This is a genomic window from Romboutsia ilealis, assembly GCF_900015215.1.
In the GTDB taxonomy this organism is placed as follows: domain Bacteria; phylum Bacillota; class Clostridia; order Peptostreptococcales; family Peptostreptococcaceae; genus Romboutsia; species Romboutsia ilealis.
Genome location: NZ_LN555523.1, coordinates 1241608 through 1258294 on the forward strand (window position 1 = coordinate 1241608; position 16687 = coordinate 1258294).

General features: G+C 27.2%; 15 protein-coding genes. 3 read left to right on the forward strand and 12 right to left on the reverse strand.

Annotated features, from left to right (window positions below; all coding sequences use genetic code 11):
* Positions 1 to 22: 22 nt before the first annotated feature.
* Genes CRIB_RS05825 through CRIB_RS05835 form a run of 3 tightly spaced genes read right to left on the reverse strand, consistent with a single transcriptional unit; the run spans position 23 to position 3775 of the window.
* Entirely contained in the window at positions 23 to 463 is a 441-nt protein-coding gene (locus CRIB_RS05825) for an RbsD/FucU family protein (protein ID WP_180703577.1), read from the reverse strand.
* Positions 457 to 1959, reverse strand: coding sequence for a rhamnulokinase (locus CRIB_RS05830; RefSeq protein WP_180703578.1), 1503 nt, complete (start codon positions 1957 to 1959; stop codon positions 457 to 459). The genes CRIB_RS05825 and CRIB_RS05830 overlap by 7 nt, the downstream gene beginning before the upstream one ends.
* 22 nt (positions 1960 to 1981) lie before the next feature.
* A complete protein-coding gene (locus CRIB_RS05835; protein WP_180703579.1) occupies positions 1982 to 3775 on the reverse strand; it encodes an L-fucose isomerase in 1794 nt (597 codons plus the stop codon).
* A 186-nt stretch (positions 3776 to 3961) separates the two neighbouring features.
* Between CRIB_RS05835 and CRIB_RS05840 the strand changes: the two genes are divergently transcribed.
* Positions 3962 to 4828, forward strand: a complete 867-nt coding sequence (locus CRIB_RS05840) for an AraC family transcriptional regulator (protein WP_071120541.1) — start codon at positions 3962 to 3964, stop codon at positions 4826 to 4828.
* A 56-nt stretch (positions 4829 to 4884) separates the two neighbouring features.
* Here CRIB_RS05840 and fucO read toward each other — a convergent pair whose 3' ends face one another.
* The 3 genes from fucO to CRIB_RS05855 form a co-directional block, all read right to left on the reverse strand.
* Positions 4885 to 6033 carry a lactaldehyde reductase gene (gene fucO, locus CRIB_RS05845; protein WP_180703580.1) on the reverse strand — a complete coding sequence of 383 codons (1149 nt, stop codon included), beginning with the start codon at positions 6031 to 6033 and terminating at the stop codon, positions 4885 to 4887.
* 200 nt (positions 6034 to 6233) lie between these two features.
* On the reverse strand, positions 6234 to 7856 hold the full coding sequence (locus tag CRIB_RS05850; protein WP_180703581.1) for a Na/Pi cotransporter family protein: 1623 nt from the start codon (positions 7854 to 7856) through the stop codon (positions 6234 to 6236).
* Between the two features lie 207 nt (positions 7857 to 8063).
* Entirely contained in the window at positions 8064 to 8294 is a 231-nt protein-coding gene (locus tag CRIB_RS05855; RefSeq protein ID WP_243633587.1) for a hypothetical protein, read from the reverse strand.
* Between the two features lie 130 nt (positions 8295 to 8424).
* Between CRIB_RS05855 and CRIB_RS05860 the strand changes: the two genes are divergently transcribed.
* Positions 8425 to 9564 carry an SLC13 family permease gene (locus CRIB_RS05860; RefSeq protein WP_180703582.1) on the forward strand — a complete coding sequence of 380 codons (1140 nt, stop codon included), beginning with the start codon at positions 8425 to 8427 and terminating at the stop codon, positions 9562 to 9564.
* Positions 9565 to 9748: 184 nt separating this feature from the next.
* On the opposite strand, the gene CRIB_RS05865 is transcribed toward CRIB_RS05860, so the two are convergent.
* From CRIB_RS05865 to CRIB_RS05875, 3 genes are all read right to left on the reverse strand, one after another.
* Positions 9749 to 10630, reverse strand: coding sequence for an FUSC family protein (locus CRIB_RS05865; RefSeq protein ID WP_180703583.1), 882 nt, complete (start codon positions 10628 to 10630; stop codon positions 9749 to 9751).
* A gap of 199 nt (positions 10631 to 10829) precedes the next feature.
* On the reverse strand, positions 10830 to 11498 hold the full coding sequence (locus CRIB_RS05870) for a metal-dependent hydrolase (protein WP_180703584.1): 669 nt from the start codon (positions 11496 to 11498) through the stop codon (positions 10830 to 10832).
* A 160-nt stretch (positions 11499 to 11658) separates the two neighbouring features.
* Positions 11659 to 12759, reverse strand: coding sequence for a glycoside hydrolase family 10 protein (locus tag CRIB_RS05875; protein ID WP_180703585.1), 1101 nt, complete (start codon positions 12757 to 12759; stop codon positions 11659 to 11661).
* A 293-nt stretch (positions 12760 to 13052) separates the two neighbouring features.
* Between CRIB_RS05875 and CRIB_RS12725 the strand changes: the two genes are divergently transcribed.
* Entirely contained in the window at positions 13053 to 13181 is a 129-nt protein-coding gene (locus CRIB_RS12725; RefSeq protein WP_276700480.1) for a hypothetical protein, read from the forward strand.
* A 347-nt stretch (positions 13182 to 13528) separates the two neighbouring features.
* Here CRIB_RS12725 and CRIB_RS05885 read toward each other — a convergent pair whose 3' ends face one another.
* From CRIB_RS05885 to CRIB_RS05895, 3 genes are all read right to left on the reverse strand, one after another.
* Positions 13529 to 14197: a YkgJ family cysteine cluster protein gene (locus CRIB_RS05885; protein WP_180703586.1), complete on the reverse strand. Its 669-nt coding sequence runs from the start codon at positions 14195 to 14197 to the stop codon at positions 13529 to 13531.
* A 90-nt stretch (positions 14198 to 14287) separates the two neighbouring features.
* Entirely contained in the window at positions 14288 to 15748 is a 1461-nt protein-coding gene (locus CRIB_RS05890) for a restriction endonuclease (RefSeq protein ID WP_180703587.1), read from the reverse strand.
* A gap of 130 nt (positions 15749 to 15878) precedes the next feature.
* Positions 15879 to 16685 carry a YjjW family glycine radical enzyme activase gene (locus tag CRIB_RS05895; RefSeq protein ID WP_180703588.1) on the reverse strand — a complete coding sequence of 269 codons (807 nt, stop codon included), beginning with the start codon at positions 16683 to 16685 and terminating at the stop codon, positions 15879 to 15881.
* Between the last annotated feature and the right edge of the window lie 2 nt (positions 16686 to 16687).

Genomic DNA, 16687 nt, shown 5'->3' on the forward strand with positions numbered 1-16687 from the left:
ACTGCCTCCAAAATTAATTTTATTATTCTACTACTACACCTTTTTGTAATATAACGTTTGCATACAATGCTTTTTCCCCTGTTGCGATTATTGCGTATGCTTTTTTAGCTTCATCATAAAATTTAAATCTTTCTATAGTTCCTACTGTTTCTGCACCACGATTATCGTGCTTTTGTATAATTTCTTTATAAGTATCCCATATTGGAGTTTCTACATCATCTCCTGGCATAACTTCCATTAAATTAACTGGCTTATCTATATAAGTATCTAATGGAAAAACTGTTAATATAGCATCTAAAAGTTCTGCTACTCCATGTCCATCACAACGAATTACTATAGAGTCTTTTCCCATACTTTCTGCTGGAAAGTTTCCATCAGATATTACTATTTGATCACTATGACCCATTTCACATAATACTTTTAAAAGTTGTGGTGATAATATTTGAGGTATATTTTTTAGCATGTTACAATCTCCTTAGATTTTATTATTTCTTTAAAAATTTCATATTTTTCATTCCATACTTTAACATTAGTAGGATAATAATGACTTATATCTTGTGAATTTCTAATTATTTTGCGAGCTTCTTTTAAATCTTTTATTTCATTTGTTGCCATTAATTGAATAGCTATATTTCCAAGTACAGTTGCTTCAACCGGTCCCGCACTAACTTCCATATTACAAGCATTAGCAGTCATTTGGCATAAAAGCTTACTTTGTATGCCTCCGCCAACCATATACATGGCTTTATAATCTTTTTTTGTACAGTCTTTTATTTCTTCTAATGAATATCGGTACTTAAATGCTAAGCTTTCATTAATACATCTAACTATTTCACCTTCTGTTTTAGGAACTTCTTGATTAGTCTTTATACAATACTCTCTAATTCTTTTAGGAATATTTCCTGCTGGAACAAATACTGGATCGTCTGGGTCTATAAAACATTTAAAAGGTTTTGAGCTTTTAGCTAACTCTTCTAATTCACTAAAACTATATGTTTTGCCCTCTCGTTCCCATTGTCTTTTACTTTCTTGTATTAACCAAAGACCTATTATATTTTTTAAAAATGAAGCTTTATTCCCATATCCACCTTCATTAGTTATATTGTAATAACTAGATTTTTCATTTATTATAGGTTCATCAATTTCAGTTCCAAGAAGTGACCAAGTTCCACAACTTAAAAATACAAAGTCATCTTCCATAGCTGGTACAGATACTAAAGCACTTTGAGTATCATGCCCTGCTACTGCAATAACATCGCTCATATCTATTTTTAATTCTTCACTTATATCTTCTGATATTTTGCCTATTATAGTTCCACTAGGAACAATTTCTGTGAATAATTTTTTAGGTATGCCTAGAGAATTAATTACTTTATCTGACCAAGTTCTATTCTTTGCATCAAATAATTGAGTTGTAGATGCTATAGAGTTTTCGGTAACCTTTTTACCTGTTAATAAATAATTAAATAAATCAGGCATTAGGAGCATCACATCTGCTCTTTCAAGCAGATGTGATCTTTTTTCTTTTAATGATAATAATTGAAATGCTGTATTTATCTCCATAAATTGGTTACCAGTTATATCATAGAACTCTTCTTTTGATATTTTTTCAAAGCTTTTTTCTAGCATTCCACTAGTTCTACCATCTCTATAATGAATAGGATTTTCAAGCAGTTGACCATACTCGTCAAGTAACGCAAAGTCAACTCCCCACGTATCTATCCCTATACTATCTATTTTCCCAAAAGGCTTTGACTTGATTAAACTTTGCTTGATTTCAAAGAACTGTCTAAGCACATCCCAATACATAGTTCCCCCAACAATTACAGGGTCATTTGAAAATCTATGGATTTCTTCAATACTTATTTTAGTTCCATCATATACTCCAAGCATTGCTCTTCCACTAGATGCTCCAAAATCAAAGGCTAATACTTGCTTTTTAAAGTTATTCGTTTCCATGATATCACCTTCTGTATTATTATTATTTGTACATTGGTCCATAAGCCTGACAAGCTCTATAATCTTGGCCTTCTTTATCCATTCCAAATGCATTCCATGCAGCTGGTCTAAATACTTTTTCTTCATCTACATTGTGCATACTTACAGGTATTCTTAACATTGAGCATAATGTGATTATATCTGCTCCTATATGCCCATAGCTTATTGCTCCATGATTAGCTCCCCAATTGTTCATTACATCATAAGCAGATTTAAATGCACCTTTTCCAGTAAGTCTTGGGGCAAACCAAGTACAAGGCCAAGTATAATCTGTTCTTTTCCATAACTTATCAGATACTTCATCAGGAAGCTTTACAGTATATCCCTCTACTAATTGAACAACTGGTCCAAGTCCTTTTACAAGATTTAAACGCATCATAGTTACAGGCATTTCAGCTTCTGTTAAAAATCTTGAAGAGTATCCTCCTCCTCTAAAATATCCATTATCAGCAGGATTCCAAGTAGTTGCTTTTAATATTGCATCTTGGTCTTGTTCTGTTACATCATACCAAGCTTTCATTACTCCATTACCATTTTCATCTTTTGCTTGACCACAAGCGTCTAAACAAGATGCTCCTGAGTTTATTAAATGTATAAATCCATTAGACTCTTTAGCTACACCTTCTAATTCATAACCTGTAGCTTTTTTAACTGCCTCTGGACTCCAGTAAGTACGAACATCTGAGAATATTTGTGGAGTATTAGTTAATAATTTTCCAAATAACATACTTATTCCATTTAATACATCATTTTCAGTTGCTAATATATAAGGTTCTCTTGCTCCATTCCAGTCAAATGAAGTGTTAAGTAATGCTTCTGGAAAATCACAGTTTGGATAGAAATCAGTCCATTGTCTTTGACCTTGGAAACCTGCAGCTATTGCATTGTGTCCTAACATTTCTTCTTCACAGCCTGCTGGTAAGTTTTCATTTCCGTTCATTAAGTCTTTTATTATACACATCATTTTAACGACAAATTCCCAATCTTTATCTTTTTGTTCTCTAGATTTCTGAACATACTCTGGGTTTTTATCAAACCCTTCTATACACTTTTCTTTAGTCCATTTTAAAGCTCTTTCAAATTCTTCTTTATCGTAAATTTCTTCACTCATTCTTCTTATTACTTCTGTTTCATCAACTGATTCAACTCTCATACCTAAGTATTCTTCTATAAATGCAGAATCTATTATAGATCCACCTATTCCCATACATATAGAACCTATTTGTAAATAAGATTTTCCTCTCATAGAAGCTGCTGCTACTGCTGCTCTACCAAATCTTAATAATTTTTCTTTAACATCTTCGGGTATTTCTGTTGCATCTACATCTTGAACATCGTGTCCGTATATACCAAATGCAGGAAGCCCTTTTTGTGCATGAGTTGCTAAAACTGATGCTAAGTAAACCGCTCCTGGTCTTTCTGTTCCATTAAATCCCCATACTCCTTTTATAGTCATTGGGTCCATATCCATTGTTTCTGAACCATAACACCAACATGGAGTTACTGTAAGAGTTATATCTACTCCTTCTCTTCTAAATTTATCTTGGCAGGCTGCTGATTCTGGAACTCTACCTATTGTAGTATCAGCTATAACAACTTTTACTGGTTCACCATTAGAGTATTTTAAATTTTCTTCAAATAATTTAGCTGCTGATTTTGCCATATTCATTGTTTGTTCTTCAAGAGAACCTCTTACATCTAAAACCCCTTTTCTTGCATCTATTGTTGGTCTTATTCCTATTACTGGATATTCTCCTATTAATCTGTTTTTTGCCATTTTTTATTCCTCCTCCAATATTATTAAAATTTTATATTTTTTCTTTCTAATCAAATTAATTATGTATTTCTTTGTCTTTCTAATTTAATTATATTTATTCTAATAAACGTTTTCTTGTGATATAATAGACTAAAAATATAATAATATTCACTTTTTTATTTTTCATAAAATACAGGGGGGAACTTTATGAAATATTTTGATTATAAAGAACAAAAACAACATGGTACTTTTGACTTTCCTATTGCCTTTTATCATGTCACGCCTGAACATCCAAGATATAATATGCCTTATCACTGGCATACAGAATGTGAAATAATAAGAATTTTAGAAGGAGAATTTTTATTGATAATTAATGATGAAAAGATTTTAGCAACTAAAGGAGATATAATTTTTATTCATGATGGTATGTTTCATGGTGGAACTCCAAATAATTGTATTTATGAATGTATTGTATTTGATATAAAAATACTACTAAAGCAAAATCATGCTTGTACAAAACAAATTCAGGATATTATAAATCAAAAGAAAATAATCGGACCTCTTCTTCCTTCAAATATTGAAGGTCTAAAACCTTGTTGTGATACTTTATTCGAGTCAATGAAATCTATGAAAATTGGATATGAATTTTTAACTCAAGGTTCTTTGTATTATTTAATAGGACTTGTCTTAAGATTTAATTTATATAAAAGCAAAAATAAAACTAACAAAAGAACACAAGAAAAAACACTTCATTTTAAAAATGTTTTATCTCTAATAGAAACTGAATATCAAAGTCCTCTTACTCTTGAGGATTTATCAAAGTCTGCTGGCATGGCTCCAAAATATTTTTGTAGATTTTTCTCTGAAATGACCAATAAAACACCTATAGAATATTTAAACTATTATAGAATAGAAAGTGCTTGTGAACAACTTCTTACTACAGATTATTCTATAACTGAAGTGGCTTTAAATTGCGGTTTTAATGATGCAAGTTATTTTATTAAAATGTTTAAAAAGCATAAAGGTATTACTCCTAAGCAATATATAAAACAACATTTAAATAATACTAAATAATAAAATAGCTACTATAAGATTTATTTCTTATAGTAGCTATTTTGTTATTTAAATTTTTATAATAATGATTTGTATAAATTAGCTATATCTTCTATGCTTGTTTCTTTTGGATTTCCTGGTCTACATGCATCATCATATGCAGATTTCGATAAGAAGTCTATATCTTCAAATTTAACTATATCTTTTAAACTTGATGGTATTCCTATATCACTTGAAAGTTTTTTAACTGCATCTACAGCTGCTTTTCTATATTCTTCAACACTCATATCCTCTACATTTTCCACACCCATAGCTTTTGCTATATATTTGTATTTATCACCAGTTACTTCTGCATTGTACTTCATAACTGTTGGAAGTATTATTGCATTGGCTATACCATGAGGAGTATCATATAAAGCCCCTAGTGGATGTGCCATTGAGTGAACTATTCCTAATCCTACATTAGAGAATCCCATACCTGCTATGTATTGACCTAATGCCATACCTTCTCTACCTTCTTTTGTATTTTCAACTGCTCCTCTTAAATGCTTTGATATTAATTCTATTGCTTTTATATGGAACATATCACTCATTTCCCATGCTCCACCTGTTATAAATCCTTCTATTGCATGAGTTAGTGCATCCATTCCAGTAGATGCTGTTAAGCCTTTTGGCATACTTTCCATCATATCTGGATCTACTATTGCTACAACTGGTATATCATTAGTATCTACACATACAAATTTTCTATTTTTCTCAGCATCTGTTATGACATAGTTTATCGTAACTTCTGCTGCTGTTCCTGCTGTTGTTGGCACTGCTATTATAGGTACACATTTATTTTTAGTTGGTGATAATCCTTCTAGACTTCTAACATCTTCAAATTCTGGATTATTTATTATTATACCAATTGCTTTAGCTGTATCTATAGATGAGCCTCCGCCTATTGCTATTATATAATCTGCATTAGATTTTTTGTACGCATTAACTCCATTTTGAACATTTTCTATTGTTGGATTTGGCTTTATATTAGAGTATATTTCATATTCAAGATTTGATTCTTCTAATATATTTGTTACTTTTGTTGTTACGTTAAATTTTATTAAATCTGGATCTGAACATACAAATGCTTTTTTCAAATTTCTTCCTTTTACTTCATTTACTATTTCTTTTATTGCACCTGAACCATGATATGAAGTTTCATTTAACACTATTCTATTCACCATATAATATCTCCCCTTTATCTTAAGCATATTTTTTAAACTTTATACTTATTATTATAGTTTTTATATTATTTATTTCTATGATTTTGATAGATTGAAAATGTAACTATTTTCACTTTTTTATTTTACATACAATAAAATTCTTTAATCATATTATTTAGATTTTATAAAAAAGCTCCAATTAAATAAATTGGAGTCTTTTACTATTCATTAATTTTTATAACTCTTTTAGCAATACTTGCACAGTGGTCTGATATTCTCTCAAGATTAGTCAACAAATCTAAGTAAATTATTCCATCATCTATACTACATGAATTATAATTTATTCTTTCCATATGCTTATTTTTATATGCTTTTTCCAACATATCTACTTCACTTTCTAGTTTTAAAACGTCTTTTGCTACATTAGTATTATTATCTTTCATTGCATTAAGAGCTAAATTATAACACTCTAAAACCTTATTATAAATTTCTACAATTTCATCTTTAGCACTGTCTGACAATTTAGCATTACTATTTATAGATAATTGACCAAGTTCTGCAATATTTTCTGATAAATCGCTAATTCTTTCTATATCATTTACTGTATGAAATAATAAATCTAAAGAAAAGCGCATTTTATTATCTAAAGTTTTATTTGACAATTTAATCAAATAATCTAAAATTTTTCTTTGTTGTTCATTTACTATTTTTTCTTTTTCAAATGTCATATTTACATCTTCTTGAGATTTTTTTAATAATCCATCCATAGAAAAAATAAGACTTTTCTTTGAATTTCTTCCCATTCTAAGAACTTCTTTTATGGTATTACCAAAAGCTATAGATGGAGTTTCTAGCATTCTTTCATCTAAGTATTTAATTACTTTTTCATCACTTTCTTTTTCTTCACCTCTATCAGGTATAATTAACATTGCTAATTTAACTATATATTTAGAAAATGGTAATAATAATACAACATTTATTAAATTAAATAATGTATGTGAGTTTGCTATTTGTCTAGATATATCAGTTGGATTTAAACGTGTAACTATCATAGTTATAGGTTTACTTAAAATAAACATAAATAATAAAGTTCCTATTAAATTAAAACATAAGTGCATTAAAGCAGCTCTTTTAGCATTTTTATTTGTTCCTATACTTGATAAAATAGATGTAGTACAACTACCTATATTATCTCCATATAAAATAGGTAATGCTCCATATAATGGCATAAGACCTTGAGAAGCTAATGCCATTAATATACCCATAGATGCACTAGAGCTTTGTAAGCAAGTAGTCATTAAAAATCCAGCAATTAGTGCTAATATTGGTTTATTTGCAATACTTGCTAATATACTTTTTATAACCGGATACTCCGATAATGGAGCTACTGCTTCTTTCATAAATCTCATACCTATAAATAATATTGCAAAACCTATTAGTATTTCTGATATATTTTTAAGGGTAGGTTTAGATTTTAATCCAATCATATATAAAACTATACCTATTCCAAGAGCTATTGATGATAATATACTAACATCAAAGGATACTAATTGAGCAGTAACTGTTGTTCCTATGTTTGCTCCCATTATAATCCCAATTGCTTGGTACAACGTCATTATTCCTGCATTAACAAATCCAACTACCATAACAGTAGTTGCACCACTGCTTTGTATAATACCTGTAACAACAGCTCCTACTAAAACTCCCATAACAACATTGCTTGTTAAAAGTTCTATGGCTTTTTCTAGCTTTGGACCTGTTGATTTTTGAAGACCTTCTCCCATTATGTTCATACCATAAAGAAATAATCCAAGGCCTCCAATAAGACTTATAAGAATGTACACTTTGTCACCACCTTAAAAGTTATTTTTATGGTATTATAATAACCAAAAGCTAATAAACTTATGTCAATACTGAATTTTATTTATAAAATTTAGTATTGACATAAGTTTATTATAAGTCAAATCATGTTTTATCCTAGATTAAGGTTTATAAAAAATAAGTAGTAACTTTAAATTTAAAGTTACTACTTATAACATCTTAAATTTTAATTATATATTTTTACTTTTTGAACTCTGAGTATCGTTACTTTTATTTTCTAGGGCTGTTGATTTTCCAAAATAATAACCTAAAACCATACTAAAAATTGGTATAAATTGATCTGTACTTATATCTCCTCTGAAACATAATATACAAAATACAAGTGTTAATAATAGAGCTATTATCTTTCTTATGCTACAAAATAAAGTACATATTAATTCATCTTTATTAATATCTATCACCCCTTATATATTTTATTTTAAAAATTTATACACTGTTACTTATATTAAGTATAATTTTAAAATTTAATTTGATATCTATTATATAATAGTGTAAAATTTTCATGATAAAATTTATTATATGGAGAGAAATATGAATCAAATTGTTCAAACAGAAGAAGTAAAAAAGAAAAGCTCATTTATTGAGTTTCTAAAAAAAGAATGTGTTCTAGTAATAGCAGTTACACTTGCTATACTTAGTTCTTTTATTTCGATACCTAAAATGTCATACATTGACTTTAAGGTGCTTATATTATTATTTAATCTTATGGTAGTAGTTGCTGCTTTTAAAGAGTTAAAGGTTTTAGATAGCATAGCCATAAGACTTTTAAAAAAATGTAATACTTACACATCTATCTCTTTAGCGTTAGTATTTATAACTTTTATATCTTCAATGATAGTTACTAATGACGTTGCACTTATTACATTTGTTCCTCTTAGTATTGTTATTGCAAAAAAAGCTAATATTAATGTTTTAAAAATAGTAATATTTCAAACATTAGCGGCAAATCTAGGAAGTAGTTTTACTCCTATGGGTAACCCTCAAAACTTATTTATATATTCTTTTTATAATTTAAATCCTATAGACTTTTTTAAGATAACTTTACCTATAGTTATTTTGGCAGTATTATTTTTAGTTTTACTTGTTTGTAAAGATAAAAAGATTAATTTAAGTTTAGATTTAGAAGATGTTAAAATTGATAATAAAAGAGATGTTTATTTATTTGGTGGGTTATTTTTAATAATATTATTATCAGTTTTCCATGTTATTGATTGCAAAGTTACTTTTTTAATAACTATTATTATGATTTTACTTTTAAATAAAAAATTATTTTCACAAGTTGATTATTCTTTATTAATTACTTTTATAGGATTTTTTATATTTGTTGGAAATATTTCAACTATGGATCTAGTAAAAAACTTTATGGAAGGTATTTTAGGTAGTCCTCAATCTACATTTTTATCATCAATACTTTCTAGTCAAGTTATTAGTAATGTTCCTGCTACTATGCTTTTATCAGGATTTACAAATCACTTTAAAGAATTACTTTTAGGTGTAAATATTGGTGGTATGGGTACATTGATAGCTTCTCTTGCTAGTGTTATATCTTATAAGATTTATACTAGTGAGTTTAAAAATGAGAATTATATGAAGTATTTTACTTTTTATAATATATTAGGTTTAGTTATATTTGTTCCACTTGCTTATATGTTTATGGTTTATAGTATATAAATATAGTTATAAGGCTATGTTAAACAAAATATTATTAAGAGTAAATTTTTATAAATATTAAAATAACTTAACTTTGATATATTATACATATAGTATGTTAAGATTAAGAAAGGGATATATCTCTATTTTGAAATATATCCCTTTCTTAGTTCGCATTATATTAAATTTTTGATTAAACATCAACTTATATATTATCATCTACCTCGATTTCATGAATTTCATTTATACGCTCTATTATCATACTTATATGGTAATTGTAAACTGGACTTACATCTTCCTTAACCTCTACATTTTTATCTAACTTATCATATAAATTCTTAGATTTAATATAGTTTTCTTTATTTAAGTAACACTTATCTTTCATGTGTTCTAATACCTGAAGATGTAAATATATTTGCTTACACTTATTTATAGTTCTATTTATCGATTTATTATCTACTTCATCGCTGCTATATTCTAATTCATCTAAAAAGTTTTTATACAAACCTTCTAATTTTGTAATTTCAGTTTTTAAAGATGATATGTCAACATGTGTTCCTTTTTCTATTTCACTCTTTAATAGCTTTATTGATGTATTTTCTATTTCTCTAATTTCATTGTATATACGATTTAAGTAATTTGGTCTGTAAATAAAGTAATTTACACATACTCCTATTACAACTCCTATTGATGTGTCTATTATTCTATGAATAGAGTATTCTAAAGGGCTATTTGTACCTATTCCTAAATATATTGAACAATATACTACACAAGCAATAGTTATAGAATTATTTATCTTTAATACATTACAAATATAGATAGTTGTAATTATACCTAAACATGACAATATTGGGCTTCCTGGATGTATAAGTACAAATATAAATCCTATTAACCCTCCAATAAATGTTCCTTTTAATCTGTTTAAACCAACTGTTAGAGATCCTTTTACAGTTGTTTGCATACATACAATACAAGCCACTGCTGCAAATAATGTGTTATCAATTATATTTAAATATCCAACTAAAACACATATCATAACACCTATACCTGTCTTTATATTTCTCATTCCAGGTTTATGTAACTTCAAATTTTCCACTCCCTTCCTATTTATGATATCATAATGTAATAAGTAAAATAAATAGGGTTATATATAATTTTTTACGATTATAAAATTATTGATATTACTTCTATTAAAAATTTTTTCACAACAATTTAATATCATAGTTTTCTGATATGTAAAAAATAAGGTAAGCCATATATTGTATAACCCACCTTAATATTATTATCTATATTTCTATACTTTCATTAAAATTAACTATTACTACCTTAGCATCACAATTTTTCTCAACTTCTACTTTAAAGTTTTGTGGTGACTGTGCTATTGGTGGCCATGTATCATAATGTATTGGTATAACTACATTTGGTTTTAACATTTTGACTGCTTCTAAAGCTTCTTCTGGCCCCATAGTAAAGTTATCTCCTATTGGAAGTAATGCATAGTCTATATTATTCATTCTACCTATTAACTCCATATCACCAAATAATGCAGTATCTCCTGCAAAGTATATAACTGTTCCATAAAAATCTATTATAAATCCACAAGCAAGACCTCCCTCTATACCTGCACTGTGTATTGCTTGAGTAACTTTTACAGAACCAAATTCAAAGTTGAATTTTCCACCTATATTCATTCCATGAGCATTTAAACCTTGACTTTCTGCCATGTTTGCTATTTCTGCTGTACTTATTATTGTTGCACCTGTTCTTTTAGCTATATCTATAGTATCTCCTATATGGTCAAAGTGAGCATGTGATACTAATATATAGTCACATTCTACTTCATTTGGATTAGTTTTATTTACTGGGTTATCTGTAAAAAATGGGTCTATTAATATAGTTACATTATCTTTTGTTAATGAAATATTAGCATGACCATTGTATTTTAATTTAATCATTTGTATTCCTCCGTTTTATTTATATTGTAAATTATACCATATAATATATTTATTAAAATAATATAATCTTGTTTCTATTTTACTTTTTATAACATTTCATTATTATATACTGTACAATATATATTATATTCAAATTATTTGTTTTTAATATATTATACATTTACTTATAATCAAATTTCGTTGGTAAAATAGCCTTACAATTGTACGCTTCTTTTAATTGCAAGACTACATTATCTGTATTATCCATTATATTATTTGCACTAAATAGTATATTCCCACTTACATTTTCATACTCTCTATTTATTTCTATCTGTCTTTCTATTTCATTTGCTATATCTAAATCACTTATATTTTGACCTATATAAAGTCTTACTCCACTGTCTTTAACTACATCATTCCACCAACTTACCATAACTTCATAATTACTATTATTGTTATCTGTTGTCCAGTAAGTTTGAGGCGCTATATAATCTACAATATGTTCATCTATCCAAGTTAAGGTATCCATATAAACATCATAATAACTTTCTAAGTTGTTTGAATCTGAACCAATTGTATCACTACTTTTATTTTTCCATATTCCAAATGGACTAACTCCAAATTGTACTGATGGTTTTGTAGATTTTATTACTTTATAAACAAGTCTTATAAGATTATTTACAGCTTCTCGTCTATTATTTGCAACTTCACCATCTCTATCCTCACCTTCTGGTAAAGGATAATTATAAGGATAAAAATAGTCATCAAAATGTATTCCATCTACATCATAATTTTTTATTATCTCATAAACTGTTACAGCAACATATTCTATAACTTCTGGATTTTCAGGGTCATAAAATAATGAATTGTCAAATTCTAATACCCACTCTGGTTTTATTCTTGCAGGATTGTTTGGTGCTAATTCATTTAAATCTGTTCCTTGTGTTGTTATTCTATATGGGTTTAACCATGCGTGAAATTCCATATTTCTTTTATGAGTTTCTTCTATCATAAATTGAAGTGGATTATATCCTGGATCTTTTCCTTGCTCTTTTGTAAGATATTTAGACCATGGATTTATATATGATTTATATAATGCATCTGAAGTTGATCTTATCTGAACAAAGATAGCATTTATATTTAATGATTTGAGTTTATCTAATATTTCTATAAATTCTTGTTTTTGAGCCTCTGGGTCATTAAGTGTTTTAGGCCAATCTATATTATACACACTTGATACCCATACCCCTCTAAATTCAACTAATGTGCATCTATTATACATTTATACCTCCCCTTATAAACTTATTTTCTACCGTATCTTTCTTTAATACTTTATATATTTCATTTTTATGTAATCCATCAATAGTATTTTCATCTTTTTTACTGTCTATAAAATATATGCTTATATCACTATATTGTTTATCTATATAGATTTGTCTTATATAATATTTTATGTTTTAAGTTTTTTAAAATTAGCTCTATTTTAAATCAATATTATATATTTGTGTTTCTATAATTATTGGATTTAGCATATTATCTATAAGTTTATTATTAAATAAAGATAATAGATATCAGATGATAAGTCCTAATGAAAATAATATAATTATATTTGATTCTAAAACAGGGGATTATTGGAGGAAATTTATAGAACCTGATGAAGGGCCAATAGATTGGTCTAAGGAGTCTTTCAACTTAAAAAAATAGAATTTATTTAAGTTAATCTGTTGTGCTAGTTAATATAAAAGCCATAGGAGTATTATAAAAATATCTCTCAGGCTTTTGTCCTTCCGTGTACGCAATAAACTGTGCGACTTCTGTCAGAACAGACTAGTTTAAACTACGGAACCCTAGAAAGCTAAAATATAAAATACATCATCTTATTAAATTTAAATCAACTATATATTTTATATTATTTAGTTTAATTTAGTTCATATGTATTTCTTGTTAGTTTTTTATGATTTAATCCCTACATATGATTTTAAGACGTAGTGATTTTTAGTTAATATTATACTATATCTATCTTATTTAATCTCTTAAATTTCTTTATTATACTAAATAATTCCCAATCTATTTTTTATATTAGGCAACTCTTTTAAAAATACAGAATAAAAACTCTCATCTTCATTTATCTTAATACGATAAAAGCTATCTAATAAAATTTGATTAATTTCCTCTATCTCTTTTTCGTCTCTTACAAACTTTAAACGGAAAGTTAATGCCTTAATGAATTTATACCACTCTAAAATAAATCTTTTATTTTCATCATAGTTTTCAATACCTATCCAGTTTTCTACCTTAACATCTTTTAGGTCTTCTTTAGGACAGTTTCCTACCTGTAAAAAGTATTTAAAATCATCATCTTGATACACTCTTCCAAGAGGGAACAAGCGACAAATATTTGGACGTTTAGAATGGATCATACATCTATTTTCCTGATTTAAAAAGCTACATCTTTTCTCTTTATCCTGCATTTTTAAATATGGTAATAAAATTTTGTTATTTTGTCTTAATTCAATCTTATCTCCTAGTAACTTATCAAATTCAACACCTAAATAATTTACCATTTCATATATATCAAAAGGTGTAAGCACCACTAGTTCTCCAACATCATGACAACAATCACTGCATCCATCACATCCACATGTGTCTGCTTTTACTATGTCTTTAATATCATATAATTTTCCATCTGATATTTCATCTAGTATGTTTATAGATTTCATTGTTTCATCCTCATTTCTTGTAACAATATTTAACCATGTATTATTATACTAATAATATTTGACTAGCACAACGAGTTAATTAATCATAAACTATTTATGTAATATATAGGAGCTTATACCATACCTATTAAAGTAATCAACCAATAAACTACCATTTATAAGACTTATATTATTATCAGATGCAAACTTTTCACACTGGGCACTAAAATTACTTGTAGATATAAATATCCCCTTCATAGCATCAGAGTTTCTAAGTACCGATTCAAATTCTCTAAGCTTTGGTATATCAATATTATTTTTATACCTCTTAACCTGCCCTATAACCTTACCACCCATTATAGGGTCATTATTATATAATATACAATCTATACCACCATCATTAGTTTTATTTGTACCTATTACCTCATATCCCATATTTCTAAATAATGTGGCTACTAAATTTTCAAGTACAAATGGATCTACCTCTAGTAAATTTATACTTTCATTATTTACAACTGACTTATTTAAATAATCACATTTACATATAGGTACAATCCCTTTTAAAAATAAACTTGAACTTATATCTATTCTTCCTTGCATAGTTTCTTTTAAGCATTTTAGTTTATCTATTCTATTCATATCAATACTATTAAATGTAATTTTATCTACCATAGCTGATATTATATACGGACTTATATCTTGTCCTGTAGCTAAGTCTATATCATTTATATATCCATTAAATACTATAGTGTCTATATTGTTATGTGTATCCTGATTAAATATATTGTTCATACTATTAAGAGCTATAGAGAATATAACTTGGTTATATATATTATTTCTATCTTTCTCATTAATAGATATAGCTTTTATCTCATCTTTTCTGTTTTTATATTCATATCCTTTTTCTTTTGGAACTATTTGCTTATCTGGTAATAGATAATCTATTACTAATCTTTTAGAGTCTTTACAGTATGCTGTATTTATACATTTTCTAAATTCAAATGGATATTCTATTTGATTTAGTATTTCTTCTTTATAAGTACTTATCATTGTTGCATCTCTATTTTTATACAACTCTTTTTTAATATTTATAGCTTCATTTCTCTTAAGCTGATGAGCTTTAATTAAAGATTCAATCTCTCTTTTTCTTTTAGCTTCATTTTCTTCATATAATTTATACTCTTTTTGATATTTATCTTTTGTTTCTTCTACATATAAATTATACTTTTGTTTTGGATTTTTAAATAGTTTCTCTATTATATTAGCTTTTCTTATATCTATTTTTGCTGGTTCTTTGTATGGTACTAGTAATTTTTCTGGTAATACTAGCTTTTCTAAGTCTTTATTTATAAATTCTTCTATAGATATTTGTCTACATGTGCTATTTATTGTATTATTTAATTTATTTATGTAAATCTCTATGTTATTTGTTCTTATTTCAGCTTCTTTATATCTATTGTTTATGTATTCTTCCTTTTGAAGCTTTTCAATTTCTTTTTGTTTTCTTTTTTGTTCTCTTATCAATTCTTTTGTTACTTGTTTTGTAAAATTTGATGCTCCCTTTGTTACCATAATCTATGCTCCTTATGTTGATTGTTATATCTACATTATTTGCATAAATTTAACTTTTTATAAATTAAAATACCCTAGGTCTGTTTTCACGACGTAGGGTATTTTGTTTAGTAATCTCTATATTTATATATTATTTTGTTTTTGTATATTCTAAATAAATCTTCATTTCTTCTTCACTAGGGCCAACTTCTCCATGTAGTTTTAAACCTTCTTCTCTAACTCCATACTTTCTATAAGCATTAAGTTTGTACTTACACTTATTATCTATAATTTTTGCTACTTCTTTTATAGTATGTTCATTATTTAAGTTAGGAGCCACTACAGTTCTTACTTCATAAAGCTTATCTTTTTCTAATAGATATTTTAAGTTCTTTAAAATAGTATGATTGTTAAGTCCTGTAATTTTTAAATGTTCTTCATTATCAATACATTTAACATCTAGCATAAACTTATCAGTTACATTTACTAAATCTTCTCTTTTGCTTAAATCTATTGTTCCATTGGTATCTACAAAACATGTAAGATTAAGCTCTTCTTTTACTTTAGTAAATAAATCAACTAAAAAGTCTGCATTAAGGGTGCACTCCCCTCCGCTAACAGTTATTCCTTGAATAAATGGTCTTATCTTCTTTATTTCTTCAAATAAGTCATCTACTGAGTAATCTTTTGTTTTTGGAGTTGATAAATGATTACAAGCTTTAATACAATTATCACACTCTACACATTTTTTATCATCCCATAATACTTTGTTATCTTTTATACTTAAAGCTTTAACTGGGCAAGTTGATACACACTTACCACAGTTTAAGCATTTATTTATAGTTTCTGGGTTATGACAATAAGTACATTTTAAATTGCATCCTTGGAAAAATATTGCCGTTCTATTTCCAGGGCCATCAATACACGAAAATGGAATTATCTTATTAACTAATGCCATAA